This window comes from Aliirhizobium smilacinae (assembly GCF_006335145.1).
Taxonomy (GTDB): domain Bacteria; phylum Pseudomonadota; class Alphaproteobacteria; order Rhizobiales; family Rhizobiaceae; genus Neorhizobium; species Neorhizobium smilacinae.
This window is the reverse complement of record NZ_VDMN01000001.1, coordinates 1,827,467-1,852,942: the sequence shown is the minus strand read 5'-3', so window position 1 is coordinate 1,852,942 and position 25,476 is coordinate 1,827,467. Positions and strand designations below refer to the sequence as shown.

Here is a 25,476-nt window from a genome sequence, read left to right as displayed (position 1 = left end):
GGGAAGCCCTGCCAGCGGCGGCGCTTCTAGCCTTCGTTGGACAGGAAGTCAACGGCTCTACCTGGGGATGCGTGATTGGGCGCTCACAACGCGGCAACCCTGGCGACCGCGCGTTTCTCTCTCCGGCGCTGTACCGATGACGGAATGTTCATGGCTTCCCGATACTTGGCAACCGTGCGGCGTGCGAGATCCACGCCCGCCTGCTTGAGGCTTGTCACGATGTCGTCATCGGAAAGAACGGCATCCGCCGCTTCCTGGCCGATCAGAATTTTGATCTTGTGACGAACCGCTTCGGCGGAATGGCTGTCGCCTCCTTCATCGGCCGATCCGATCGACACCGTGAAGAAATATTTGAGCTCGAACATGCCGCGTGGCGTCAGCATGTACTTGTTCGACGTGACGCGGCTTACCGTCGATTCGTGCATCTTGATCGCTTCCGCGACCGTTTTCAGGTTGAGCGGCCGCAGGTGATCGACGCCATGCATCAGAAAAGCGTCCTGTTGGCGGACGATCTCCGTTGCGACCTTCATGATCGTCTTAGCGCGTTGGTCAAGGCTGCGGGTCAGCCAGTTGCCGTTCTGCAGGCAATCGGAAAGAAAGGCATAGTCCTCGCTGTTCTTCGGGCAGCCCTTCGAGACCTGCTGGAAATAGGACTGGTTGACCAGAACGCGTGGCAAGGTGTCCGGATTGAGTTCAACGACCCAGCCGCCGCTATTGGACGGGCGCACCACGATATCTGGTGAGATCACATCGGTGACCTGGCTTGCGAAATCCGCACCCGGTTTCGGGTTCAGCTGGCGGATTTCTGCAAGCATGTCGATGAGATCTTCGTCATCGACGCCGCATAGTTTTCTTAAGCTTGCGAAATCACGCTTCGCCAGAAGGTCCAGATGGCGGACAAGCGCCTCCATGGCGGGATCGAGCCGGTCTTTCTGCTTGAGCTGGATCGCCAGGCATTCGCCGAGCGTACGGGCGAATATGCCGGGTGGATCAAGCGTCTGCAGGCGCGCGAGCACTTGCTCGACATGCCCTGTGTCTATTCCAAGCCTGGCAGCGACGTCGCCGAGATCAGCCTGCAGATATCCTGCATCATCAAGCTCGTCGTTCAACTGTTGGGCAATAAGGCAATCCTGCGGGCTTTTCAGCAGGAGAGGGATCTGCTGGCTGACATGCTCGCGCAGGCCGACTTCGTTCGCAATGAAATCGTTGAAGTCGTAGTCTTCGCCGGCATCACCTCCCGGGCCCGATTTCCACTGACCCAGAAGTTCGGGTGCATCGCCGCGCCGCTCGGGCTGGTCGTCGGGAAACACGTTCTCGGCGCCTCCGTCAAGCCCTTCGCCGAACGTTTCTGTGATGACGATGCCCTGGTCGTCTCGCCACGTTCCTGTATCGGTATCGGCGTCTGCGGCAACATGGTCTGCTGCGTCAATATGGCCCAATTCCGCGCCACTTTCGCCGTCCGATGGCGAAATTTCGAGCAGTGGGTTTTTCTCTATTTCCTGCGCGATGAACTGGTTCAGCTCGAAATGCGTCATCTGCAGCAGCTGAATGGACTGCATCAGCTGCGGAGTCATCACAAGCGATTGGGTCTGTCGCAGAAAAAGGCTGGCGGTTAAACCCATGGTGGACGCTAAACTCCCGAAATCCCTCGCTGCGCAATCATCGTGCAGCGGACATAAGCGCATCTGGCACAAGAATTGCTTTTTTGAGAGATTTGGTCAAGCGCCGCAGCCGCGGAATTATGACGCTATTTTAAAGGCTGAACTTGTCACCAAGGTATAGCCGGCGGACATCCTGGTTGTTGACGATGTCCGAAGCTCGCCCGTGCGTCAGCACTTCACCCGCATGGATGATGTAGGCCCGGTCGATAAGACCAAGCGTCTCCCGCACGTTGTGATCGGTTATCAGTACGCCAATACCGCGCGCCGTCAAGTGTCGGACGAGGTTCTGGATATCGGATACGGAAATCGGATCGACGCCGGCAAAAGGCTCGTCGAGCAGCATGAAGGAGGGGTCCGTCGCGAGCGCGCGGGCAATTTCCAGGCGCCGGCGTTCACCGCCCGACAGCGCCACGGCTGCAGACTTGCGAAGCTGGCTGATGTGGAATTCTTCCAGCAACTCGTCGAGCTTGGCTTCGCGCTTGTCCCGGTTGGGTTCATGCACCTCGAGTACGGCCCGGATATTGTCTTCGACAGACAGTCCGCGGAAGATCGAAGCTTCCTGCGGCAGATAGCCGACGCCAAGTCTCGCGCGGCGATACATCGGCATGCGCGTTACTTCATTGCCGTTGATCGCGATCATTCCCTCATCGACGGGAACCAGGCCGGTGATCATGTAGAAACAGGTGGTCTTTCCCGCTCCGTTGGGTCCGAGAAGGCCGACGGCCTCGCCGCGGCGCACCACAAGCGATACGCCATTGACCACGCGTCTTGTATCGTAGGTCTTGGAAAGGCCATGCGCGACGAGCGTGCCTTCATAGCGCGCCTTGTCGCGTGCGATGAAGGGCTCGGGCGAGGGCGTTTTCCTTGCCGATAACTGGGAGAGAGAAGGAAGCTTCACGTTATGGGTCTATTGCTTTGGCCGCGACTTCGGGTCGAGCATGATTTCAACGCGTCCGCCGCAGCTGTCGAGCTTTGCCTGGCCGCTCGCCATCTGGACAGTCAGCTTGCAGCCTTTGAATACGTTCGGTCCGTCGGAAAGCACAACCTGCTTGCCGCTCAGGACAAAAGTCTGGCTCGCCATGTCGAACTGGCCGGTTTCGGCGGTCGCCTGCTGGGTTCCGGAGCTGAGGAACACGGTATCGTCGAGAAAAATCTTGTCGATGTCCGCATTGCCACTGGAAATGGAGGTGGCACTGCCATCGCCGCCGTTGGCCTTTTCCTTATATTGGACGGTCATCTTGCCGGCCTTCAGCGTCGTCGTGCCCTGCACGACGTTCACATTGCCTGTGAAGAACGCCTTTTTCTCCTGATCCTTGATTTCCAGCTGGTCGCTCTGGATCTGGATAGGCTGGTCGTTCGAAAGCTTCAGCCCGTTCATATTGCTCGTCGTGGACTGAGCATAAGCAGGGATGCTGAGGCAGGATAACAAGGCCACCGCGGTCGCGGCAGGAATGCTGAATGAAAGACAACGATGCATCATGGCGGCCGGGCCTACTTGCCTTTGTTACGGATAGCTGCGGGATCGAGATCAACCCGAACCTTGCCGGTGAAATTGAGAGTATGCCCCTTATCGATGATCTTCATCGAATCTGCAACAATGGAGCCTCCGCTCATCGAGATATTCACCGCATCGGGGGTATTCATGGTCCCGCCGGGTATGTCGAGATGTGCCGATTTGAAGTGAGCCGTGATGCCGTTGCTCAGATTGACGTCGAATGGAGCGGTCAGGTTGAGGACGTCGGCACCACGGTCGAAATCCGCACTCGTCGCGACAACGCGTGCGATCAGGTCGTCATTGATCGGTACCGCCGCCTTGACGTCCTTGAGCGTGATCATATTCGGGTTCTGTATATCCTGAAGAGCCTTGTTGGCCAGCATCGAATAGCTGATGCCGTCACTGTTTCGGCCGGATATGGCTGGACGTTCCATGACGATCTTGCCGTCTTCTATCTTGGCGCTTTCGATCGATAGATTTTCCGGCAGATAGGTACGGATGATGGCGGCGCCGACGAAGAGAAGCGAAATCACGCCGGCAGCCAGCGGCAGAAGGATTTTCAGCCTGCTGACGCGCGAAGAATGCGAAAGCGCCGCATCGTAGGCGCTTGTCGGCGCCTGCATCGATGCAAGGAAGCTTCCCGTATTTCGGATATGCTGCAGCATGAGGCCTCGGTTCGTCCTTTCCGGCAATCGTTGCGGGCCGCGCTTAGGCGGTGACGCGTGATCGTCGACCGCCAATATGGTTTTTATTCTTCAACAAACAATAATGGAGAACATAAAAACGTGATACGAACCGCTGCAATCGGCCAAATATGGGCCTATGTAAAGTGCTTCGGGCATCGAGGGAACGTTTATGGACCACATGGCAATCGCGGATCGGCGTCAATTGCGCCGTAAGCTCAGCTTCTGGCGCGTCATCGCGCTGATCTTTCTGGCGGCCATCGGCTTCGTATCCTATTGGGCCATTGCCGGCGAACAGACAGGATCCTCCGCCCCTCACATTGCCCGTGTGCGCATCTCTGGCATGATCACGGATGACCGCGAACTGCTCGAGCGTCTCGATCGCATCGCCGCGAGCACGCAGGCCAAGGCGCTGATTGTGTCGATTTCATCTCCAGGCGGCACCACTTATGGCGGTGAGCGTCTCTATCAGGCCATCCGCAAGGTGGCCGAAAAGAAACCGGTCGTGTCCGATATCCGCACTCTTGCTGCATCGGCAGGTTACATGATCGCCACGGCGGGGGACACGATCGTTGCCGGCGAGAGCTCGATCACCGGTTCGATCGGCGTCATCTTCCAGTACCCGCAGGTCGATGAAGTGATGAAGAAGATCGGTATCTCGCTTGAGGAAATAAAGTCCTCGCCGCTGAAAGCCGAGCCGTCGCCCTTCCACCCGGCCAGCGAAGACGCCAAAACCATGATCCGCGCCATGATCATGGATAGTTATGGCTGGTTCGTCGATCTTGTCGCCGAACGCAGGAAGTTGCCGCGTGACGAAGTTTTGAAACTCGCCGATGGCACGATCTTCACCGGACGGCAGGCCTTGAACGTCAAGCTGATCGACAAGCTCGGCGGCGACGACGACATTCTGGACTATCTCGATAGCCGCGACGTTTCCCGCGATCTGCCGATCGTCGAATGGAGAAACAGCGAATCCTCTTCGTCCTTCTGGTTTGCCCATGCGCTGACGGGATTTTTCCGCTATGTCGGCATCACGCTGCCCATTACGCCGGATGCGCTTGATGGTTGGGGTCCCAGCAAGTTGTTCCTTGACGGTCTTGTCTCGGTTTGGCAGGTTGGCAAGGGTTGAAAATCTAATTTTTTCAGGGGGCAACCGTGATAAAGTCTGAATTGGTACAGATCGTTGCGGCACGCAATCCGCATCTCTACCATCGCGACGTCGAGAACATCGTCAATGCCGTGCTCGATGAAATCACGGATGCGCTTGCTGGCGGTAACCGGGTCGAGTTGCGTGGTTTCGGCGCATTTTCTGTCAAGAACCGTCCATCCCGCTCCGGACGCAATCCGCGTACGGGCGAAAGCGTCTTCGTCGAAGAAAAATGGGTGCCGTTTTTCAAGACCGGTAAAGAGCTGCGCGAGCGCCTGAACCCGGGCATGGACGACGAGGAAGATTGAGCGGATATTGCCGCAGGGTCTTGAATCTGCGGCATCCGGGCCAATCTGCTATGGCCGAATGAAAAATTGCCGGAGTACCATATGACGAAGCTGAAACGTATTCTTTCGCTTGTCGTTTTCGTGCCGATTGGCATCGTCCTGATCGTATTGGCTGTGGCCAACAGGCAGGTCGTAACCCTTGCGCTTAATCCGTTCCGGCCGCAGGACAGCGTGCTGTCCATATCGGCGCCATTCTTCGTTTTCGTCTTTCTGGCGCTTCTGGTCGGCCTTGTCATTGGCGCCTCGCTGACGTGGTGGAGGCAGGGCCGCTACCGCCGTCAGGCTCTCATCGAAGCCAAGGAAGCAGTGAAATGGCAGAGCGAGCACAAGGCGATTGCCGGCCGGCAGCGTTGAAACGCGGAAGCCGGGGTCTAGTCCCTCGTCATCCTGCTCGTGACGGCCGCGTTGAAATCTCCGAAAAACCGTGACGCAAGCTTGTGAGAGCTTGATCTGATAAGGCCGGAGCCCAGCTGGGCAATCCTGCCTTCCACCTGCGCTTCGCTCTGATAACGCAGGATCGTTTGTTCGCTGTCATCCGCAAGCGTCACGGCAGCGGCGCCCTTCGCAAAACCCGCAACGCCGCCCTTCCCTTCGGCATGGATCGTGTAGCTTTGCATCGGCACGATATCCGTGAGTGTTATGCCACCGGCAAAACTGAACGACAGGACGCCGATCTTGACCTTGATCGTCGCAGCCAGCTCCGTGTCAGAGGTCCATTCCAGCGACTGGCAGCCGGGAATGCATTCCTTCAGAAGGTCAGGATCGTTCAGGGCAGCCCAGACGACGGCGCGCGGCGCCTCTATCCGTTCCTCACCGGCAAACTCCATCAAGCCCGTTCCCTTCATTCTGCATCGACGGTGGCTTTCTCAGATAGGATGAGGGCCTCTCCGCTGCCAGCTTCTGTGAGGCGTTATCCGCATGGGCTTTGCCGAATGCGCATCAAATGCTATCTGCACGAAAATGAGAACGAAGGATCCATCGTTGAAGAGCAGAGACAAGAGGACAGGGCAGAAGACACCTTCTCGGGGAGGGAATGCCCAGGACCGGCATGGCGCCGCGATCGGCAAGCCAAAACCTTCCGCTGCTGCACCGCGTCCCAGGGTGAGCGAAAATGCAAGCGAGGCCAGGCCGGCAGCACAGCAGGCTGCGCAGACGCGGCCGCTGCTTGTGCGCACAGGTGATCTGCCGAAGGAAAATGTCCCGATCATTCTGGAATCGCAAAATGCCGGTGATTTCCATCTCGTCGACAGCGGCAAAGGGCTGAAGCTCGAAAAATACGGTCCGTATTTCGTCGTCAGGCCCGAGGCGCAGGCGCTCTGGCAGCCTTCCTTGTCGGACGACGTCTGGAACGGCGCGCACGCCGTCTTTACCGGCAATACCGACGAGGACGGCATGGGGCGCTGGAAGTTTCCCCACGAGGCACTTGGCGAAACCTGGCCGCTGTCGCTGCTGGATATCGATTTTCAGGGGCGCTTTACCGCTTTCCGCCATATGGGCTTTTTTCCCGAGCAGATCGTCCATTGGCAGTGGGTGAAGCAGCGCGTCGAAGAGGCCAAGGCCAAGGGGCGCACGCTCAAGGTGCTCAATCTCTTCGGTTATACCGGTGTCGCTTCGCTGGTGGCCGCGGCGGCCGGGGCGGAGGTAACCCATGTTGACGCCTCCAAGAAGGCGATCGGCTGGGCAAGGGAAAATCAGACCCTTTCGCGCCTTGACAAGGCGCCGATCCGCTGGATCTGCGAAGACGCGATGAAATTCATCCTGCGCGAGGAACGCCGGGGAAGCACCTACGACATCATCCTCACCGATCCGCCGAAATTCGGCCGTGGCCCGAATGGTGAAGTCTGGGAGCTTTTTGAACACCTGCCCGTCATGCTCGACGTCTGCCGTGAACTTCTGTCGAAAAACTCCGTTGGGCTGGTACTGACGGCCTATTCCATCCGGGCGAGCTTCTATTCCATCCACGAACTGATGCGCGAGACCATGCGCGGTACAGGCGGCACGGTGGAATCTGGCGAACTCGTCATCCGCGAAACGGGCATTGACGGCCAGACGCACGGCCGGGCTCTTTCCACATCACTCTTCAGCCGCTGGGTTTCCCAATGACAGACGAATTCAGAAAGCCGGGTGCCCGCAAGGTCGGGCAGGTGAAGGAAGTCACCTCGCTCGCCAACCCGATCATCAAGGACATAAAGGCGCTTTCCAACAAGAAGGACCGGGAAGCTGCCGGGATCTTCATGGCCGAAGGCCTGAAGCTCGTCATCGACGCGCTTGAACTCGGCTGGGAAATCCGCACGCTGATTTACGCCAAGGCCGCCAAGGCCAAGCCTCTGGTCGAGCAGGTCGCCACCCGTACTGTTGCAAATGGCGGCCTCGTTCTTGAAGTCTCGGAAAAGGTTCTGTCGTCGGTGACCCGTCGCGACAACCCGCAAATGGTCGTGGGCATTTTCGCCCAGCGCTGGAAGCGGCTGGAAGACCTGGTGCCTGCGAAGGACGATACGATCGTCGCGCTCGATCGCGTGCGGGATCCCGGCAATCTCGGCACGATCATCCGCACCGCCGATGCGGCAGGCGCTTCCGCAGTCATCCTCGTCGGCGACTGCACGGATGCGTTTTCGCTGGAAACCGTGCGGGCCACGATGGGTTCGGTCTTCGCCATCCCTGTGGTGAAATGCTCGGCGGAAGAGTTTCTCGTCTGGCAGAAGCGCTCCGGTGTGAATGTCGTGGCAACCCATCTCGCCGGCGCGGTCGATTACCGCACGGCGGACTACAAGAGCAAGCCGGTCGTCATCCTGATGGGCAACGAACAGTCCGGCCTGCCGGACAATCTAGCCAAGGCCGCAAACCGGACTGTCAGGATCCCGCAACAGGGCAGGGCGGACAGTCTCAATCTTGCCGTCGCCACCGCCGTCATGCTGTTCGAGGCGCGCCGCCACCTTCTCACTCTGGAAGACAGAACATGACGCAAAGCGTAGCACTTCTGTCCCGGCCGCTGATCGCCGGGATCGTCATCGTGGTCGCGGTCATCCTCGACCAGGTGGTCAAGCTCGCGGTTGAAGCTTATCTGCCTATGCATGAGGCCGTACCGGTCATACCCTTTCTGGCACTCTTCCGGACCTATAACCTCGGTGTGGCCTTCTCGCTCCTCTCCGGCATGGAGCGCGAATTCATCATCGGCATGCGCATCGTGATCGTCGGCGTGGTCCTATGGCTCTGGCGCCGCACGCCGGTTTCGCGGACATTTGCGCATGCGGGCTTCACGCTGATCATAGCCGGAGCAATCGGCAATCTGATCGATGGTTTAGTCTATGGTCACGTGATTGATTATGTCCTGTTTCATACAGAGACGTGGTCGTTTGCCGTCTTCAATCTGGCCGATAGCTTCATAACTATCGGAGCAGGCTTGGTTATTCTCGACGAGCTTGTTGGTTCGAAGTCGCGCGATTAAGACACTGTTAATGTGTCGGCCTAAGGATTGCGAAGGAAAGCCCGTGTAGGGTTATCCCATGCGCACCATCGCCGATTTGCACGATCGCATAACCAAAGCCTTTGCCCCGACACACTCTTTGGAGGTGCCGGTGGAGCAATTGTCGGAACTCGTCGTCGAGCCGCCTGAAGAGGTGGATTTTTTCGCGGCCTCTTCGCAGCAGCCCTTGAGTCCGCTTCAAAACCTGATCCTCCAGCTGAAACACTGGTCACCGGGCCGTCGCTCGCTGAGGAGCCGGCTGAAGGAATCCGAAGCGACCAGCGAGGCAAAGTCGCGCCGTCTTTCGACTGTCGTTCATGAGATCCGCACCCCGCTGAACGGCATTCTCGGCATGACGCACCTGCTCAGCCAGACGAAGCTGACGGCGGAACAGCAGAACTATCTGAGCGGCATCCGGCAGTCCGGCCATATGCTGGCCCAGCTGGTCGACGATATTCTCGACCTGTCGACGATGGAGGCCGGCCGGTTTCGGCTGAACACGAGGGCGGAAAATCTCCGCCAATTGCTCGAAAGCGTCGTGGAGATGCTCTCTCCGCGCGCTCACGAAAAACGCATCGAGATCGCGGCAACCTTTGCCGCCGACCTCCCGGAATTGCTGGATTTCGATCCCGCCCGCCTGCGTCAGGTCCTGTTCAACGTCATGGGCAACGCGGTGAAGTTTACTGCGGACGGTGGCGTATTGGTGCGTGTCACCCTTGCCGACGACAATGTGGAGATTGCCGTCGTCGATACCGGTCCGGGTATGGCGCCGCAGGAACTGGCGACGATATTCGGCGAATTCGAACAGGTCGGATCGGTTGAGGCCCGCAGTGGCGGAACGGGCCTCGGCCTCGGCATCGCCTCGCGCATCCTTGCGGAATTCGGCGGCTCGCTTTCGGTCAAGAGCCGAAAAGGTGAGGGCAGCACCTTCACCATCCGCTTCCCGGTTCGTCTCGCAGAGGACGTAGCTGCAGGCGAAACCGACCGGAGCGGCATGCTCGCGCGGTCCCGCGTCGTGCTGCTTGCGCCGCATGGGCCAACGGCTCAGGCGACGGTTGCGACGATAGAAGCTTTGGGCGGTCGCTGCCGCCATCTCGCCAGCGCGCAGGACGTGTCGATGCTGATAGATCGGGCAGCGGATGGTTCGATACCGTTCACGGACCTGATCGTCGATCATCGGCTGGCATCGGATTACGCCTGCGAGCCGCTTCACAAGCCGCTGCATCGCATTCTCCTCGTCAATCCGGAGGAGAGGGCATCGCAGCCGCAGGACCTTTTCGATGCCTGGTTGATCCGCCCCTTGCGGGAACGGTCTCTGGTCGATGTGCTGAGCGGTCGCATGCGTGGCTTCGGCCGGACTGTTCATCCGCCACAGACCATCTCATCCGATCCCGGCGCAGACGCAGACGTAGTTGCTGCACCCATCAACATCCACAGCAAGCTCAATGTCGTTCTGGCGGAAGATGACCCGGTCAGCGCCACGCTGCTGCGTGCCATGCTCCAGAAGAACGGCCATACGGTTCGCTGGGTCGCTGATGTACAAAGCTTCGCTGATCTCATCCGTGAACCCGGCGCCGGCCCGGATCTCATCATAACCGACCTGAACATGCCTGGTGGCGATCCGCTGGATGTTCTTGTCAGCCTCCGCGAGATCGAACGGATTTCAAAAAGCGTGGCTGTTCCCGTCATCGTTCTGACCGGTAACGACCGCGACGGAGTGATGCAGGATGCACTCTCCGCAGGTGCCCAAAAAGTGCTGCAAAAGCCGGTGGAACCGGCGCGTCTGTTTGATGATATTCATCATCTTCTGGCGGAGAAAAGGGCGCGTCACGGCATCCGTTGACGACGCAATTTCGCGGGCCTATTGTGACATCAGATGTCACGTTCTTGTCGCAGAGACGTGATTTATGACGGTGATCCAACCGGTACGGGTGACTCACCATGGCAATCGAACTCCTGACCCGCGAATTGACCCTCGATCCTGTCTCGACTCCGGCTCGTTTTAACGGAATTGGCGATGTGTTCGGCCGCATCGGCTCTCTGGAAACGCGGCTTGCACGCAATGACCGGGAGATCGACGCTGCGCAGTCTGTTCGTTACCGTGTTTTCGTCGAAGAGATGAACGCGATGCTGCCTGCCGAGGCGATGCATCTCAAGCGCGACTTCGACAGCTATGATGACATCTGCGACCATCTTCTGGTCGTCGACAATGCGATCGAAGGCGAGATCGAGGAGCAGATCGTCGGGACCTATCGCCTGCTTCGCCAGGAAGTGGCATTGGCGAATGGCGGATTTTACTCTGCCTGCGAATTCGATATCGAACCGCTTCTGAAGCGCCATCCCGACAAGCAGTTCATGGAACTCGGCCGCTCATGCGTTCTGCCGGATTATCGCACCAAGCGGACGGTGGAGCTGCTCTGGCAGGGCAACTGGGCCTACGCCTTGAGGCACGGCATGGGTGCCATGTTCGGTTGCGCGTCTTTCCCGGGCGTAGACCCGCAAGAGCATGCGCTTGCACTTTCCTTCCTGCACCAGAATTCGCTGGTGAAGGATGAATGGATGGTCTCGGCAAGATCGGAACTCTATCGCAACATGGACCTTGTCCCCGCAGAAGAGATCAACCCGCGTCAGGCCTTGTCCGCCATGCCGCCGCTGGTGAAAGGTTATCTGCGTCTCGGCGCAATGATTGGTGACGGTGCTGTGGTCGATCAGGCCTTCAACACCACCGATGTCCTGATCGTCCTGCCGATCGCCGTCATTTCCGGCCGCTATATCAACCATTTCGGCGCCGACGCCGGCCGCTTCGCGAGCTGATAAAGCTACCGCACGAGCCGTATTGGGCCGTTATACCGGGCGATGGTTTCGTCCGATGTCAGCAGAAGCATGCCTTCCGACATGGCTTGCGCGATCAGGATGCGGTCGAACGGATCCTTGTGGATTTGTTCAAGCCCGCAAACCGCAAGCCCGTGTGTCGCCGTAACCGGCAATTCGTCGAAATGGTTATCGAGAAGCTGCCGATGCAGGATCTCTGGAGGAAGCTCCAGTCGTGCTCTTCCGGTGGATTGTTTAGTCGACAATTCCCATATGCTGGCGGCGCTGAAGAAGAGTTGGTTGTTCGAGTTCTCGATTGCCTCGCGTGCGCTCGAAGGTAAGCGCTCGGATGCGCCAACCAGCCATATCAGAAGGTGAGTATCAAGGAGGATCCTCATTTCTTCTCGCTGTAAAACAAATCTTCGATCTCTTTATCCAGATCCTGATCCATATCCTCCGGAATGAAAAACTGCCCATCGAGCATTCCGATACGGCGTTTTGTCTTGGGCACATCCTCCAGCGGAACGACCTTCACCATCGGCTTTCCGGCCTTGGCGATGACGAACCCTTCACCATTCGCGGCCTCTTCGACAAGGCGCGAGAGATGGGTCTTTGCTTCGTGAATATTGACCGTCTTCATGGCAGGTGCCTCAAGTGGACTTAGTTTACTGAACTTAGTCCACTTGAGGCACCATATCAAGAAAGGCTACGATCCTGCATTGTAGGCGGCGATCGCCGCCATGTTGACGATTTCCGAATCCTTGGCGCCCATCTGGGTGATCTGCACCGACTTGTCGAGGCCGACGAGAAGCGGACCGATCAGGGTTGAGCCGCCGATTTCCTGCAGCATGCGCGTTGTGATGGAAGCCGAATGGATAGCCGGCATGACCAGCACATTCGCCGTGCTCGAAAGCCGGCAGAACGGGTATTGCTCCATTCGCGCCGCGTTGAGCGCCACGTCAGCAGCCATTTCGCCGTCATACTCGAAATCGACGCGACGGCTGTCGAGGATTTTTATCGCCTCACGCACCTGTTCCGAACGTTCCCCGACCGACTGGCCGAAATTGGAATAGGCGAGCATTGCCACCCGTGGTTCATAGCCCATGCGACGGGCCACACGCGCGGCTTCGGTCGCGATATCGGCAAGATCCTCGCCATTCGGCTGGTCGTGAACTGCTGTGTCGGCAACGAAGATCGTCCGTCCGCGGGCAACCACGATCGAGACGCCGATCACGCGATGGCCAGGCTTGGTCTTGATACAGCGGCGCACGTCAGCAAGCGCCGAGGCATAGTTACGGGTCGTGCCCGTCACCATCGCATCCGCATCACCGACCGCCACCATCGTGGCCGCGAAGTGGTTGCGGTCGTTGTTGATCAGCCGCTGCACGTCACGCAGCAGATAGCCCTGCCGCTGCAGGTGGGCATAAAGATAGTCGATATAGGCGTCGGTCCGCTTCGAGATGCGGGCATTGACGATTTCGATGCCCGGTCGGTCGAGATCGATACCGGCTTTTTCGGCCGTGTTCCGGATCACGTCGTCGCGGCCGAGCAGGATGGCAGTCCCGAGGTCCTGATTGCAGAAGGAGATCGCGGCCCGCATGACCTGCTCTTCTTCGGCTTCGGCAAAGACGACACGCTTGGGGAAGCGTCGCACCCGGTCATAGATGCTCTGGGTAGTGGCGGCGATCGGATCGCGTCGGGCGGCCAGTTCGCGGCCATAGGCGGCAATATCGGTGATGTCGCGACGCGCCACGCCGCTTTCCATCGCAGCCTTCGCGACGGCCATCGGAATGGCAGAGATCAGACGGGGATCGAACGGGACCGGAATGATGTATTGGGCGCCAAAGCGCGGGCGAACACCCTGATAGGCAGCCGCCACGTCGTCCGGCACGTCCTCGCGGGCAAGGTTGGCGAGCGCGTGCGCTGCGGCGATCTTCATCGCGTCGTTGATCTGCCGGGCACGAACGTCGAGCGCGCCGCGGAAGATATAAGGAAATCCGAGCACGTTGTTGACCTGGTTCGGATAATCCGAGCGTCCAGTCGCCATGATCGCGTCGTCACGGATGCGTGCGACTTCTTCGGGCGTGATTTCCGGATCCGGGTTTGCCATCGCGAAAATGATCGGCTTGTCCGCCATCGAACGGATCATCTCGTCGGAAAGAGCGCCCTTCTGGGAAAGACCGAACACGACGTCCGCACCCTTCATCGCTTCTTCCAGCGAACGGCGGTCCGTTTTGGCGGCATGCGCCGATTTCCACTGGTTCATGCCTTCGGTGCGGCCCTGATAGATCACGCCCTTGGTATCACAGAGAATGATGTTTTCCGGGTTGAAGCCCATCGCCTTGATCAGTTCGATACAGGCGATCGCCGCAGCACCTGCGCCATTACAGACGAGCTTGGTGGTCTTCAGGTCACGGCCGGTTAGTTCCAGCGCGTTGATCAGGCCGGCCGCGGCGATGATTGCCGTTCCATGCTGGTCATCGTGAAAAACCGGAATGTCCATCAGCTCGCGCAGGCGGCTTTCGATGATGAAACATTCCGGCGCCTTGATGTCTTCGAGATTGATGCCGCCGAAGGAGGGTCCGAGATAACGCACGCAGTTGATGAACTCGTCGACATTTTCGGTATCGACTTCGAGGTCGATCGAATCGACGTCTGCGAAGCGCTTGAACAGCACCGATTTGCCTTCCATGACCGGCTTGGAAGCCAGCGCGCCGAGATTGCCAAGACCGAGGATTGCGGTGCCGTTGGAGATGACTGCCACCATGTTGCCGCGGGTCGTATAATCATATGCCTTTGCGGGATCGGCGGCGATGGCCAATACCGGGACCGCGACACCCGGCGAATAGGCAAGCGACAGGTCGCGCTGCGTCGCCATCGGTTTGGTTGGCGTGATTTCGAGCTTGCCGGGGCGGCCATCGGAGTGAAAGTCGAGCGCTTCCTGCTCGGTTACCGATGTTCGGGTGCTGCCTGCCTTGTCGTTCACGGACATGTCCTCTCCAGCTTCCTGTGGGCAGCCTTCCTCAAGGCCGCTGCAAATGTTGTCTTCCTAGGGGCTTCACCGATAGTGTCGCCACTTTCCATGCGCAATGAAAAATCGGCCCCGTGACCCAGTTTGAACGTTTGTCTATTGATGCCCTGACCACCGAACAGCTTGCTTCGGAGGAAAGCCGTGCCACGGCGACGCCGATGATGGAGCAGTTCATCGAGATCAAGGCGAACAATCCCGGTTCGCTTCTTTTTTATCGTATGGGCGATTTCTACGAACTGTTTTTCGGGGACGCGATCGACGCATCCCGAGCACTCGGCATCACCCTGACCAGACGTGGCCAGCATATGGGGCAGGATATCCCCATGTGCGGTGTCCCGGTCCACGCCGCCGACGATTATCTGCAGAAGCTGATTTCGCTCGGTTTCCGTGTCGCCGTTTGCGAGCAGGTAGAAGATCCGGCCGAGGCCAAGAAGCGCGGCTCGAAATCGGTGGTGAAACGGGATGTCGTGCGCCTTGTCACGCCTGGCACGATCACCGAGGAAAGGCTGCTCGTCGCCTCGGAATCGAACTATCTGATGACGCTCGCCCGCATCAAAGGCGCGGCGGAACCGTTGATGGCGCTGGCCTGGATCGATATTTCGACCGGCGTCTTCCGAATGGCGGAAACCGAGCCGTCGCGCCTGCTTGCCGATATTTTGCGTATAGAACCGCGCGAACTCATCATGCCGGATACGATGTTTCATGATCCGGAACTGAAGCCCGTATTCGATGTGCTCGGTCGCGTCGCTGTGCCGCAGCCTTCGGTTCTGTTCGACAGCGCCACGTCGGAAGGCCGGATCGCCCGTTATTTCGGCGTCGGAACACTGGATGGTTTTGGCACTTTTTCGCGCGCGGAACTTGCCGCCGCTGCCGCTGCAATCGCCTATGTCGAGAAGACCCAGTTTGCCGAACGCCCGCCGCTCGGACGTCCGGAACGGGAAAGCGGTGCTTCCACCCTGTTCATCGATCCCGCCACCCGCGGCAATCTCGAACTGACGAAGACGCTGTCGGGTGAGCGGGAAGGCACGCTGCTCAAGGCGATCGATCGCACCGTCACCGGTGGCGGCGCCCGGCTGCTGGCCGAGCGGCTGATGTCGCCGTTGACCGATCCCGAGCGCATCAATCGTCGGCTCGATTCCATCTCATTCCTGCTGGAAGAGCCATCGCTCTGTTCCGACCTGCGGTCGTCGTTGAAACACGTGCCGGATATGCCGCGCGCGCTCTCGCGTCTGGCCCTTGACCGAGGCGGCCCGCGTGATCTCGGCGCGATCCTTTCCGGTCTCGAAGCCGCGCGCGGCGTCGTGGCGTTTCTCGATGGATCAATCTTGCCGGACGAACTGTCCGAAGCACTGACGGATCTGAAGGCGCTGCCGGTCACGGTCGAATCCCTACTCGGTAACATGCTGGCGCAAGACCTGCCGCTGCTGAAGCGCGACGGCGGATTTCTTGCCGATGGCGCCAATTCGGAGCTGGACGAGGTACGCGCCTTGCGTGACCAGTCCCGCAAGGTGATCGCCGGTCTGCAGCTGCAATATGCGGATGAGACCGGCATCAAGTCGCTGAAGATCAAGCACAACAACGTGCTGGGTTATTTCATCGAGGTCACCGCCGGCAATGCCGGCCCGATGACCGATACGCCGGAAGCCAAGGCGCGCTTCATCCATCGCCAGACCATGGCAAACGCGATGCGTTTCACCACGACCGAACTCGCCGATCTCGAAAGCCGTATCGCCAATGCCGCCGACAAGGCGCTGACGATCGAGCTCGAAGCTTTCGCTCGGATGGTGGCCGCGGTGACCGCCGAGGCCGAAGCGATCAAGGCCGGCGCCCGTGCGCTGTCGATCGTCGACGTCGCCGGTGGTCTGGCTCTGCTGGCCGAGGAATGGGACTACCGCCGCCCGATCGTCGATGACAGCCGCATGTTTGCGATCGAGGGCGGCCGCCATCCGGTGGTCGAACAGGCGCTGCGCCGCCAGTCTTCCGGCCCCTTCATCGCCAACGAATGTGACCTGTCGCCGAAAAACGGCGGCGAATTCGGCGCACTCTGGCTGCTTACCGGTCCGAACATGGGCGGTAAATCAACCTTTTTGCGGCAGAACGCGCTGATCGCCATCCTTGCCCAGATGGGCGCTTTCGTGCCGGCGGCATCCGCCCATATCGGCGTCGTCGACCGGCTGTTCTCCCGCGTCGGCGCCTCCGATGATCTTGCCCGTGGCCGCTCCACCTTCATGGTAGAGATGGTCGAGACGGCGGCGATCCTTAATCAGGCAACCGACCGATCGCTGGTCATTCTCGACGAGATCGGCCGCGGCACCGCTACTTTCGACGGCCTCTCGATCGCCTGGGCTTCCGTCGAGCATCTGCATGAGGGCAATCGCTGCCGCGGCCTGTTTGCCACCCACTTCCACGAACTCACCGTTCTGTCGGAAAAGCTCGGCCGCCTTTCCAACGCCACGATGAAGGTGAAGGAATGGGACGGCGAGGTGATCTTCCTGCACGAAGTCGGACCCGGTGCCGCCGATCGATCCTACGGCATCCAGGTCGCCCGCTTGGCCGGACTTCCCGATAGCGTCGTGACCCGAGCCCGCGATGTGCTGACCAAGCTGGAGGATTCCGATCGCAAGAACCCGGCAAGCCAGCTGATCGACGATCTGCCACTTTTCCAGGTCGCGGTGCGCAAGGAAGAAACGCGACGTGGATCCTCCAAGGTCGAAGAAGCGTTGAAGGCAATCAACCCCGACGACCTGACGCCCCGGGAAGCGCTTGATGCGCTGTACGCGTTGAAGAAGCAGGCCGGCGAAAAAGCCTGATCCGGCCAAAAAGGAGTTCGTGCGTGAGCGTCGCCTTCGTGAAGGAAGAAAGTGCCGAGACGGCCGCCGAAACGGTGCTGCCTGACCGGCCGATCTCGCCCCACCCGAATCTCGTCACGGAGACGGGGCTGAAGGCGCTTGAGCAGCAGCTGCAGTCTGCGCGCGATGCCTATGAAGCCGCGAACGCGATCGATGACATCAACGAGCGTCGTCGGCAGGTGGCGGGTCCGGCGCGCGACATCCGTTATTTCGCCGAGCGGGTTCATTCCGCCCAGCTTATGCCCGCGCCGGCATCGGCCAATATCGTCTCTTTTGGTGGCACGGTCCGCTTCGGCCGCGAAGATGGCCGCGAGCAGGCTTACCGCATTGTCGGTGAAGATGAAGCCGATCCGAAAGCTGGAACGATCTCCTATGCTTCTCCGGTCGCCAGAGCCCTTATCGGCAAGTCCGTCGGCGATCTGGTGACCGTCGGTAACCAGGAACTCGAAATCATCACGATTTCGTAATTTGGTTGGCGCGTTGAGGGCTTGGCCCGCTTGTGGAGGCATGCGGCTCCGGCTATCTGGTTCTGTCCCATGCAAACAGAGGCGCATACCGGCATGACCCCAGACTATCTCGTCACCCATTCCGGTGGCTTCCATGCCGATGAACTCTTGTCCAGCGTCATCCTGACCCGGCTTTTTCCCGAGGCAAAGATCGTCCGCAGCCGCGCGCCGGACTGGATCACGCCCGGTTCCGATCGGATCATCTACGATGTCGGCGGTGCCTACGACGCGGAGGCACGGATCTTCGATCACCACCAGCGCGGCGCACCCCTGCGTGATGACGATGCGCCCTACAGCTCCTTCGGCCTAATCTGGAAACACTACGGCCGCGATTATCTTGCGGCGATGAATATCCCGCAGGCGCATATCGAGCCGCTGCATGCCTCCTTCGACAAAAGCTTCGTGCTGCCGATCGATCTGATGGACAATGGCGCGCTCAGCCCGTCGATTGCCGGACCGCTTGCCGGCCTGACATTGTCGAGCCTGCTCGAAACCCTGAAACCATCCTTCGACGAGAACGAGCCCGGCGCCGACGATCGCGCCTTTCATGCGGCTCTCACCATCGCCCGGTCGTTCGTCGAGGCTGGCATTGGCAAGCGCGCGGCCAAACTGCGCGCCGAGACGCTCGTTCTTCAGGCCATCGAGAAAACCGGCGAAGGCCGCATCCTCGAACTGCCCATGGGCATGCCCTTCCGTCCGGCAATCATCAAGGCTGGCGCCGATCAGCTTCTCTTCGTCGTCCATCCACGTGACGGCAAGGACTGGTGCGTCACCGGTATCCGCCGCGCCGATGACGGGTTCGAACTGCGTGCCGACCTGCCGAAATCCTGGGCCGGACTGACGAATGGCGATCTGGAAGCCGCATCCGGCATCAAGGGTGCCACGTTCTGCCATAACGGCCGCTTCATCGCTGCCGCCACCAGCCGCGAGGCGGCGCTCGCAATGGCCGAGATTGCCGTAAAAGAAGCACTTTCCACCGAACCCTCGGCCAGCGTCTAATCGGTTTGTCCCGAACATGGTATAGTTCGCCGGAGACCATGTTCAGGCCGCACGCGGCACTTTTCCGGATATTCCATTGCTCGCCATACCCTTGCCCTTCATTGCCGGACTGATCTTTGCGCTGGTCCTCCATCACAGCCTGAAGGGCGTGGAGGCGCCGGGAAGTCGCCGCTATTTCGTCGCCTTCCTGATCCTGTATGCGCTGCAGGGCGTGGTTGTCGGCCTGCATCTCGGTTATGGCGTCAAACAGCTTGCTCCGATCCAGCCGATCACCGCATCGGTCATGCCGCCGCTTGCCTTTCTCGCCTTCCGTGGTCTCACCGATGCGTCGGTGCCGCGCCCCTGGATCCATCTATGGGCTCCGCTATCCGTAGCGCTTTCGGTCGCGTTGCTTCCGGTTCTGGTCGATCCGATTCTGCTTGTGATCTTCCTTGTCTACGGTTTTGCACTTTGGCGCCTGACACGCGAAAGCGATGACGAGGTGATGGCGGAAGCAAGCCTTCAGCGCATGCGCCCGGCTTTGAGGGCAGCACGTCTGACGGCAATCCTGATGTTCTTCTTCGCTGTGAGCGATGTTGCCGTGGCCATCTATGCAGGTCTTGTCGGTGTCGAAGGCGTTCCGTTTGCGGTGGCGATCATGAACATCATCGCGCTTGCGGCAACCGGCGTCTATTATGTCCTGCCCCAGAGGGGGATCGCCCCGGTTTCGCTCGCGATGCCGTACCTGCCCGAACCCGGCGACGAGGCAGTCGTCGCACGCGCCACCATGGTTCTGGAAGAGGGTGGCCTTTATAAGAACGAGAATCTCAGTCTGGCGAAGATCGCCCGCAAGGCCGGAATTCCGGCACGGGATCTGTCTGCGGCAATCAATCGCGCCACGGGCCTGAACGTTTCCCAGTTCGTCAACAACCGCCGCGTAGAGGAAGCTTGTCGCCTGCTGGATGAGACAAGACAATCCGCAACGGTGATCATGCTCGACGTGGGTTTCTCGACAAAATCGAATTTTAACCGCGAGTTTCGCCGTGTGACCGGCCTGAGCCCGCGCCAGTGGCGGGCGCGATCCAAGGATGGAACGGCTCCGGTTGTCGCCCGCTCTTGAACTTCGTGTTGCAAGGCAACAACTTTGAAACGACCTGTTGCCATAATCGGTGGTCAAGGTGACCAGAATTCGCTAAAGCCGCTCGGCAAACTGGCATCGGCAGGGATGACATGGCCAGACTCGAAATCAATTTTTCCGAACTTCTCGATGTAGATGCACTGAAAGCCGAATGCCGCGCGGTCATAAAAAAGGACTGCCCGCATCTGGAGCTGAGGTCTGCGCTTCTGCCCATCATGCGCCGCGCCAGCGCCGAAGGCCGCAACAAGGCGCGCGAGCTGCTCGAAAAGGATGGAAGCGGGCTGAATTGCGCCGAGCGCATTTCCTGGGTTCAGGACCAGATCATCTGCGTCCTGCATGAGATCGTCGCAACCGCCATACATGCCGAAGGTCGGGAAATTACCGTGGCGGCAGTGGGCGGTTATGGCCGCGCGACGCTTGCGCCCGGCTCGGATATCGATCTTCTCTTCCTGTTGCCCGCGAAGAATTCCGACGACATGCGAAAGGCCGTCGAGTTCCTGCTCTATATCCTCTGGGACATGGGCTTCAAGGTCGGCCATGCGACGCGCACCGTCGAGGAATGTATCCGGCTGTCGAAGACCGACGTGACGATCCGCACCGCAATCCTCGAAAGCCGCCTGATCTGCGGCTGCGAAACGCTGTTTGCCGATCTCGAATCGCGTTTCGACAAGGAAGTCGTGGCCGATACCGGCGCCGAGTTCGTTGCTGCGAAGCTTGCAGAACGCGATCAGCGGCACCAGAAGTCGGGCGATACCCGTTATCTGGTCGAGCCCAACGTCAAAGAAGGCAAGGGAGGACTGCGTGACCTCCACACCCTGTTCTGGATCTCCAAATATTATTACCGGGTGAAGGATACGGCCGAGCTGGTGAAACTCGGTGTCTTCTCGCGCACCGAAATCCGCCTTTTCGAAAAGGCCGACGATTTTCTCTGGGCTGTGCGCTGCCACATGCATTTCCTCACCGGCAAGGCCGAAGAGCGACTGTCCTTCGATATTCAGCGGGATATTGCGGCGAGCCTCGGATATCACTCCCGGCCCGGTCTTTCCGCCGTCGAGCGTTTCATGAAGCATTACTTCCTGATCGCCAAGGATGTCGGCGACCTGACGCGTATCTTCTGCTCGGCGCTCGAGGAGCAGCAGGCCAAGGCCGCACCGGGATTGGCGACCCGCGTCATGTCGCGTTTCACCAAGCGACTGCACAAGATCCCCGGCACCGTCGATTTCGTCACCGATCGCGGCCGCATCACGCTTGCATCCCCGGATGTCTTCACCCGCGATCCGATCAACATCATCCGCTTTTTCCACATGGCGGATATCCATCAACTCGAACTGCATCCGGATGCGCTGAAGCGCATGACCCGGTCGCTTTCGCTGATCGACAACAATGTGCGGGAAAACGAGGAAGCCAACCGGCTGTTTCTCTCCATCCTCACATCGCGCCGTGACCCCGCGCTGATGCTGCGCCGGATGAACGAGGCGGGTGTGCTGGGCCGCTTCATTCCCGAATTCGGCAAGGTCGTGGCGATGATGCAGTTCAACATGTATCACCACTACACGGTCGACGAGCATCTGATCCGCTCGGTCGAAGCCCTGTCGAAGATCGACAAGGGCGAGGTGGGCGACATGCATCCGCTTGCCAGCAAGATCATTCCGGGCATCGAGGAACGCGAGGCGCTTTATGTTGCCGTTCTTTTCCACGATATCGCCAAGGGCCGCCAGGAGGATCATTCCGTCGCCGGTGCCCGCATGGCGCGCAAGCTGTGCCCCAGGCTCGGCCTGAACCACAGGCAGACCGAGATTGTCGTCTGGCTGATCGAGCAGCATCTGGTCATGTCGATGACGGCGCAGACCCGTGATCTGCACGATCGCAAGACGATCACCGACTTTGCGGAAGTGGTCCAGTCCATGGACCGGCTGAAGCTGCTTCTGATCCTGACGATCTGTGACACCCGCGCGGTCGGCCCGGGCGTCTGGAACGGCTGGAAGGGCCAGCTGCTGCGCACGCTCTATTATGAGACGGAAATCCTGCTGTCCGGCGGCTTCTCCGACCTGCCGCGGCGCGAGCGCGCAAGCGTCGCAGAAGAGGCGCTCCACGACGCCCTGTCGACATGGGACGAGGCGGATCGCAAGACCTATTCGGCACTCCACTATCAACCCTATCTTCTGGCGGTTTCTCTGGACGATCAGGTGCGCCACGCGAGCTTCATTCGCGACACCGATCATGCCGGCCATGTGCTGGCCACGATGGTGCGCACCGATGCCTTCCGTGCGGTGACCGAGATAACCGTTCTTGCGCCCGACCATCCGCGCCTGCTGTCGGTCATTGCCGGCGCCTGCGCGGCGGCGGGGGCCAATATCGTCGACGCGCAGATCTTCACCACCACCGACGGCCGCGCGCTCGATACGATATTGATCAACAGGGAATTCGCGGTCGACGAGGACGAGCAGCGTCGTGCCGGCACGATCGGTCGCATGATCGAGGATGTTCTGTCCGGCAAACGCCGTCTGCCGGAGGTCATTGCAACGCGTGCGAAGACCCGCAAGAAGAACAAGGCGTTCGACATACCGCCGCTGGTGACCATCTCCAACGGGCTTTCCAACAAGTTCACCGTCATCGAGATCGAATGCCTCGACCGTACCGGTCTTCTGGCAGATATCACCGCCGGCCTTGCCGACCTGTCGCTGGACATCCAGTCGGCCCGCATCACCACCTTCGGTGAAAAGGTCATCGATACCTTCTATGTCACGGATCTTGTCGGCCATAAGGTGACCAACGAGAACCGCCAGAACACTATCTCCGCCCGCCTGAAAACCGTCATGACCGATCATGAGGAAGAGGCGAAGAAGGAAGCATCTGCGACGGCTGCCCGGGCGGCTGCAGAAGAACAGCCGCCACGCAAGAGCAAGGCGCGCGCGTGACGGATAACCGCTTATGAGCCTCGTCAAGAAATTCGCGACAGTCGGCGGCGCGACGCTCGGCAGCCGCATCTTCGGCTTTGCCCGTGAAACGCTGATGGCGGCAGCGCTCGGCACAGGGCCGATGGCGGACGTTTTTTACGCCGCCTTCCGTTTCCCGAACCTGTTTCGCCGCCTGTTTGCCGAGGGCGCGTTCAACGCCGCTTTCGTGCCTTTGTTCTCGAAGGAGATCGAGGCGAATGGTGTCGAGGGTGCCAAGCGCTTTTCGGAAGAGGTTTTCGGGGTGCTGTTCTCGGCGCTCCTGATCATCACCATCGTCATGGAACTCGCCATGCCCTGGCTGGTGCGGTGGATCATCGCGCCGGGTTTTGCCGATGATGTCGAAAAGACGTCGCTGACGATCCGCATGGCCGCGGTCATGTTCCCCTATCTGATGTGCATGTCGCTGACGGCGATGATGAGCGGCATGCTGAATTCGCTGCATCATTTCTTCGCGGCGGCAATCGCGCCGGTCTTCCTCAACGTGGTGATGATCGCCGCATTGTTTTACGGACTCTGGATAGGGGCCGAGCCCGAGACGATCGCCTGGTATCTTTCCTGGAGCGTCTTGGTCGCCGGTGTTCTGCAGCTTGCCGTCGTTTATCTCGGCGTCCGCCATGCCGGCATCAATATCGGCCTTCGCCGGCCGCGCATGACGCCGAACGTCAAACGCCTGTTGTGGCTTGCCGTACCCGCCGCGATCACCGGTGGCGTCACACAGATCAACCAGATCATCGGTCAGGCGATCGCATCCGGCAAGGAAGGCGCAATTGCAGCGCTCCAATATGCCGATCGTATCTACCAACTGCCGCTCGGCGTGGTCGGCGTTGCCGTCGGCGTTGTCCTGCTGCCAGAACTGTCGCGGGCGCTGAAGAGTGGCCAGCTCAAGGAAGCGGCCAATATCCAGAACCGCTCGATCGAATTCGTACTGTTTCTAACCCTGCCAGCCGCCGTCGGCCTCTGGGTCCTGTCGGAAGCGATCATCCGCGTGCTCTATGAACGAGGCATGTTTTCGGCGGAAAACACCTCGGTCGTCGCCGGCATTCTGGCAATCTACGGGCTGGGTCTGCCGGGCTTCGTGCTGATCAAGGCGCTGCAGCCGGGTTTTTATGCCCGCGAAGACACCAAGACCCCGATGCGCATCACCATGCTGTCGGTGGTCGTCAATTCCGGGCTTGCCATTTCGCTGTTTCCCATCCTCGCGGAGCGCGGCATCGCAACCGCGGAAGCTTCGGCCGGCTGGATCAACACCCTGCTGCTTTTCACGACGCTTGTCTGGCGTGGTGATCTCACATGGGAATGGCAACTTGCCAAGCGGACCGCCCTGTTGCTCGTTTCAAGCGGCGTGATGGCTGCAGCGCTGATCTATGCGCTGCCCTACGCCGCCTCGTGGCTGGCACCGGGAGCACATCTGCTCAGCCAGGTCGCCGCCCTGGGTGTATTGATCGTTCTGGCGATGGTCGTTTATTTCGGCGTCGCCTTTCTGATTGGCGGTGCCGATCTTGGCATGATCCGCCGCAACCTGAAGCGTAAGCCCAAGGCATCGTCGTAAAGAGCGGGCGGCTGTTGGGCCGCCTTGATCAGGTATCGCGACCGCTGGTCCGGGGCTTCAGGTTTGCAAGGCTGCCTTTGCCCTTCTTGCCACAGTGCGCCCAGGTCCGGCTGGGGCCGATATCGACATGCACGATGCCGTTGCAGTAGCGGCCGATGCCGCCGACGCCCGGTGCATTACGGGCTGCGGCCAGAATGCGTGTTTCCGAGACACCCGGCACCCGGATGTCTGCGGCGAAACAGCGGCTATGTTGTGACGTGCCGGAGCGTGGCCGGTGACCTGACGTCACCATCGGCTTCTTGCCTGTCTCCTTGGCGATATGGGCAAGGATTGCCTCCAGCTTGTCGGGAAAGCAGCCGGTGCGCACACTGACGCGCTGCACCGTGTAAAAAGCGGAGTAATCGTGCTTGATTGTAGTACCGCGGCGTTTGTCGTCTTTGCCTGCTGCTTCGGCGTTTACGTTCATACTGAATGCCAAAAGGCAAGCCAGCGCGACGCGAGAAAAGATGCGCATGGATGTCCCCTAGGAAAAGACCAGTCGTCATGACGGTCGACTTCGTCGTGTCGGGGTATTTCATTCTGAAAAGTGACGTGAATAAGGTGGGATTTACCCTGAATTGAGATTAACGGACCATAAATCTTAATATACGTTAACTAAGTACAGGTTTGATTGGTGTTATAGTTGCGTGGTCGGCGGCAAATCTTCGTTATAAAACTGTTACATACGCTCAGGTCCCGGTGCCGCGAGAGCCACCGCTTCTTCGCTTGATAAAATCTCAAAAATATTTGGGCTCATGAGCCGGAATCGGCATGAAATCGCGTCCTGTCTTGAAATAAAGGGGTCGAGCCTCTTGATGCCGG

The 25,476-nt window shown here is 59.5% G+C and carries 23 protein-coding genes; 14 read left to right on the top strand and 9 right to left on the bottom strand.

Going from position 1 to position 25,476, the window contains the following annotated elements; all coding sequences use genetic code 11:
• Positions 1-83: 83 nt before the first annotated feature.
• The 4 genes from rpoN to FHP24_RS09000 all read right to left on the bottom strand — a co-directional run bounded on the left by rpoN (position 84) and on the right by FHP24_RS09000 (position 3,821).
• The gene (rpoN, locus tag FHP24_RS09015) at positions 84-1,622 is read right to left on the bottom strand and encodes an RNA polymerase factor sigma-54 (protein ID WP_139675645.1); all 1,539 of its coding nucleotides are present in this window, start codon (positions 1,620-1,622) and stop codon (positions 84-86) included.
• 130 nt (positions 1,623-1,752) lie between these two features.
• Positions 1,753-2,499, bottom strand: coding sequence for an LPS export ABC transporter ATP-binding protein (gene lptB / locus FHP24_RS09010; RefSeq protein WP_180355967.1), 747 nt, complete (start codon positions 2,497-2,499; stop codon positions 1,753-1,755).
• 69 nt (positions 2,500-2,568) lie between these two features.
• Positions 2,569-3,141 (bottom strand): LptA/OstA family protein, encoded by a 573-nt coding sequence (locus FHP24_RS09005; protein WP_139675641.1) that lies wholly within the window; start codon positions 3,139-3,141, stop codon positions 2,569-2,571.
• Positions 3,142-3,152: 11 nt separating this feature from the next.
• Positions 3,153-3,821, bottom strand: a complete 669-nt coding sequence (locus FHP24_RS09000) for an LPS export ABC transporter periplasmic protein LptC (protein ID WP_139675639.1) — start codon at positions 3,819-3,821, stop codon at positions 3,153-3,155.
• 190 nt (positions 3,822-4,011) lie between these two features.
• Here FHP24_RS09000 and sppA point away from each other — a divergent pair, with 190 nt between their 5' ends.
• The 3 genes from sppA to FHP24_RS08985 all read left to right on the top strand — a co-directional run bounded on the left by sppA (position 4,012) and on the right by FHP24_RS08985 (position 5,687).
• On the top strand, positions 4,012-4,968 hold the full coding sequence (sppA, locus tag FHP24_RS08995) for a signal peptide peptidase SppA (protein WP_139675637.1): 957 nt from the start codon (positions 4,012-4,014) through the stop codon (positions 4,966-4,968).
• 26 nt (positions 4,969-4,994) lie between these two features.
• Complete coding sequence (locus FHP24_RS08990; RefSeq protein WP_139675635.1) at positions 4,995-5,294, top strand: integration host factor subunit beta; 300 nt, start codon at positions 4,995-4,997, stop codon at positions 5,292-5,294.
• 81 nt (positions 5,295-5,375) lie between these two features.
• Entirely contained in the window at positions 5,376-5,687 is a 312-nt protein-coding gene (locus FHP24_RS08985; protein ID WP_139675634.1) for a DUF1049 domain-containing protein, read from the top strand.
• Positions 5,688-5,704: 17 nt separating this feature from the next.
• On the opposite strand, the gene FHP24_RS08980 is transcribed toward FHP24_RS08985, so the two are convergent.
• On the bottom strand, positions 5,705-6,160 hold the full coding sequence (locus FHP24_RS08980) for a CoxG family protein (protein WP_139676202.1): 456 nt from the start codon (positions 6,158-6,160) through the stop codon (positions 5,705-5,707).
• 154 nt (positions 6,161-6,314) lie between these two features.
• Here FHP24_RS08980 and FHP24_RS08975 point away from each other — a divergent pair, with 154 nt between their 5' ends.
• The 5 genes from FHP24_RS08975 (at position 6,315) to FHP24_RS08955 (ending at position 11,610) form a co-directional block, all read left to right on the top strand.
• On the top strand, positions 6,315-7,436 hold the full coding sequence (locus tag FHP24_RS08975; RefSeq protein WP_394344602.1) for a class I SAM-dependent methyltransferase: 1,122 nt from the start codon (positions 6,315-6,317) through the stop codon (positions 7,434-7,436).
• Complete coding sequence (locus FHP24_RS08970; protein ID WP_139675630.1) at positions 7,433-8,293, top strand: TrmH family RNA methyltransferase; 861 nt, start codon at positions 7,433-7,435, stop codon at positions 8,291-8,293. The genes FHP24_RS08975 and FHP24_RS08970 overlap by 4 nt, the downstream gene beginning before the upstream one ends.
• On the top strand, positions 8,290-8,778 hold the full coding sequence (gene lspA, locus FHP24_RS08965) for a signal peptidase II (RefSeq protein WP_139675628.1): 489 nt from the start codon (positions 8,290-8,292) through the stop codon (positions 8,776-8,778). The genes FHP24_RS08970 and lspA overlap by 4 nt, the downstream gene beginning before the upstream one ends.
• A 58-nt stretch (positions 8,779-8,836) precedes the next feature.
• Positions 8,837-10,639, top strand: a complete 1,803-nt coding sequence (locus tag FHP24_RS08960; protein ID WP_139675626.1) for a hybrid sensor histidine kinase/response regulator — start codon at positions 8,837-8,839, stop codon at positions 10,637-10,639.
• Between the two features lie 98 nt (positions 10,640-10,737).
• Positions 10,738-11,610 (top strand): GNAT family N-acetyltransferase, encoded by an 873-nt coding sequence (locus FHP24_RS08955; RefSeq protein ID WP_139675624.1) that lies wholly within the window; start codon positions 10,738-10,740, stop codon positions 11,608-11,610.
• Positions 11,611-11,615: 5 nt separating this feature from the next.
• On the opposite strand, the gene FHP24_RS08950 is transcribed toward FHP24_RS08955, so the two are convergent.
• From FHP24_RS08950 to FHP24_RS08940, 3 genes are all read right to left on the bottom strand, one after another.
• Entirely contained in the window at positions 11,616-12,005 is a 390-nt protein-coding gene (locus tag FHP24_RS08950; RefSeq protein WP_139675622.1) for a type II toxin-antitoxin system VapC family toxin, read from the bottom strand.
• Positions 12,002-12,247, bottom strand: coding sequence for a type II toxin-antitoxin system Phd/YefM family antitoxin (locus tag FHP24_RS08945; protein ID WP_139675620.1), 246 nt, complete (start codon positions 12,245-12,247; stop codon positions 12,002-12,004). Before FHP24_RS08945 ends, FHP24_RS08950 begins: the two co-directional genes overlap by 4 nt.
• Before the next feature lie 66 nt (positions 12,248-12,313).
• Positions 12,314-14,599 carry an NADP-dependent malic enzyme gene (locus tag FHP24_RS08940; RefSeq protein WP_139675617.1) on the bottom strand — a complete coding sequence of 762 codons (2,286 nt, stop codon included), beginning with the start codon at positions 14,597-14,599 and terminating at the stop codon, positions 12,314-12,316.
• A gap of 197 nt (positions 14,600-14,796) precedes the next feature.
• On the opposite strand from FHP24_RS08940, the gene mutS reads away from it, so the two are divergent.
• The 6 genes from mutS to murJ all read left to right on the top strand — a co-directional run bounded on the left by mutS (position 14,797) and on the right by murJ (position 24,615).
• Positions 14,797-17,448: a DNA mismatch repair protein MutS gene (gene mutS, locus FHP24_RS08935; RefSeq protein WP_139676201.1), complete on the top strand. Its 2,652-nt coding sequence runs from the start codon at positions 14,797-14,799 to the stop codon at positions 17,446-17,448.
• Positions 17,449-17,471: 23 nt separating this feature from the next.
• The gene (gene greA, locus FHP24_RS08930; RefSeq protein WP_139675615.1) at positions 17,472-17,954 is read left to right on the top strand and encodes a transcription elongation factor GreA; all 483 of its coding nucleotides are present in this window, start codon (positions 17,472-17,474) and stop codon (positions 17,952-17,954) included.
• 93 nt (positions 17,955-18,047) lie between these two features.
• Complete coding sequence (locus tag FHP24_RS08925; RefSeq protein WP_139676200.1) at positions 18,048-18,992, top strand: MYG1 family protein; 945 nt, start codon at positions 18,048-18,050, stop codon at positions 18,990-18,992.
• A 76-nt stretch (positions 18,993-19,068) separates the two neighbouring features.
• Positions 19,069-20,091: a helix-turn-helix domain-containing protein gene (locus FHP24_RS08920; RefSeq protein ID WP_139675613.1), complete on the top strand. Its 1,023-nt coding sequence runs from the start codon at positions 19,069-19,071 to the stop codon at positions 20,089-20,091.
• Between the two features lie 110 nt (positions 20,092-20,201).
• Positions 20,202-23,027: a [protein-PII] uridylyltransferase gene (locus FHP24_RS08915; RefSeq protein WP_139675611.1), complete on the top strand. Its 2,826-nt coding sequence runs from the start codon at positions 20,202-20,204 to the stop codon at positions 23,025-23,027.
• Positions 23,028-23,040: 13 nt separating this feature from the next.
• Entirely contained in the window at positions 23,041-24,615 is a 1,575-nt protein-coding gene (gene murJ / locus FHP24_RS08910; RefSeq protein WP_139675608.1) for a murein biosynthesis integral membrane protein MurJ, read from the top strand.
• A gap of 28 nt (positions 24,616-24,643) precedes the next feature.
• On the opposite strand, the gene FHP24_RS08905 is transcribed toward murJ, so the two are convergent.
• Positions 24,644-25,129, bottom strand: a complete 486-nt coding sequence (locus tag FHP24_RS08905) for a YcbK family protein (RefSeq protein ID WP_139675607.1) — start codon at positions 25,127-25,129, stop codon at positions 24,644-24,646.
• Positions 25,130-25,476 lie beyond the last annotated feature (347 nt).

Bases quoted from the DNA above. Each gene is read 5' to 3' on its own strand.
- sppA (WP_139675637.1), top strand. From the start codon at position 4,012: ATGGACCACATGGCAATCGCGGATCGGCGTCAATTGCGCCGTAAGCTC.
- FHP24_RS08915 (WP_139675611.1), top strand. From the start codon at position 20,202: ATGGCCAGACTCGAAATCAATTTTTCCGAACTTCTCGATGTAGATGCA.
- FHP24_RS08960 (WP_139675626.1), top strand. From the start codon at position 8,837: ATGCGCACCATCGCCGATTTGCACGATCGCATAACCAAAGCCTTTGCC.
- mutS (WP_139676201.1), top strand. From the start codon at position 14,797: ATGATGGAGCAGTTCATCGAGATCAAGGCGAACAATCCCGGTTCGCTT.
- rpoN (WP_139675645.1), bottom strand. From the start codon at position 1,622: ATGGGTTTAACCGCCAGCCTTTTTCTGCGACAGACCCAATCGCTTGTG.
- murJ (WP_139675608.1), top strand. From the start codon at position 23,041: ATGAGCCTCGTCAAGAAATTCGCGACAGTCGGCGGCGCGACGCTCGGC.
- FHP24_RS08985 (WP_139675634.1), top strand. From the start codon at position 5,376: ATGACGAAGCTGAAACGTATTCTTTCGCTTGTCGTTTTCGTGCCGATT.
- FHP24_RS09000 (WP_139675639.1), bottom strand. From the start codon at position 3,821: ATGCTGCAGCATATCCGAAATACGGGAAGCTTCCTTGCATCGATGCAG.
- FHP24_RS08945 (WP_139675620.1), bottom strand. From the start codon at position 12,247: ATGAAGACGGTCAATATTCACGAAGCAAAGACCCATCTCTCGCGCCTT.
- FHP24_RS08940 (WP_139675617.1), bottom strand. From the start codon at position 14,599: ATGTCCGTGAACGACAAGGCAGGCAGCACCCGAACATCGGTAACCGAG.
- FHP24_RS08905 (WP_139675607.1), bottom strand. From the start codon at position 25,129: ATGCGCATCTTTTCTCGCGTCGCGCTGGCTTGCCTTTTGGCATTCAGT.
- FHP24_RS08955 (WP_139675624.1), top strand. From the start codon at position 10,738: ATGGCAATCGAACTCCTGACCCGCGAATTGACCCTCGATCCTGTCTCG.
- FHP24_RS08980 (WP_139676202.1), bottom strand. From the start codon at position 6,160: ATGGAGTTTGCCGGTGAGGAACGGATAGAGGCGCCGCGCGCCGTCGTC.
- FHP24_RS08950 (WP_139675622.1), bottom strand. From the start codon at position 12,005: ATGAGGATCCTCCTTGATACTCACCTTCTGATATGGCTGGTTGGCGCA.
- FHP24_RS08925 (WP_139676200.1), top strand. From the start codon at position 18,048: ATGACCCCAGACTATCTCGTCACCCATTCCGGTGGCTTCCATGCCGAT.
- lspA (WP_139675628.1), top strand. From the start codon at position 8,290: ATGACGCAAAGCGTAGCACTTCTGTCCCGGCCGCTGATCGCCGGGATC.
- FHP24_RS08970 (WP_139675630.1), top strand. From the start codon at position 7,433: ATGACAGACGAATTCAGAAAGCCGGGTGCCCGCAAGGTCGGGCAGGTG.
- FHP24_RS09005 (WP_139675641.1), bottom strand. From the start codon at position 3,141: ATGATGCATCGTTGTCTTTCATTCAGCATTCCTGCCGCGACCGCGGTG.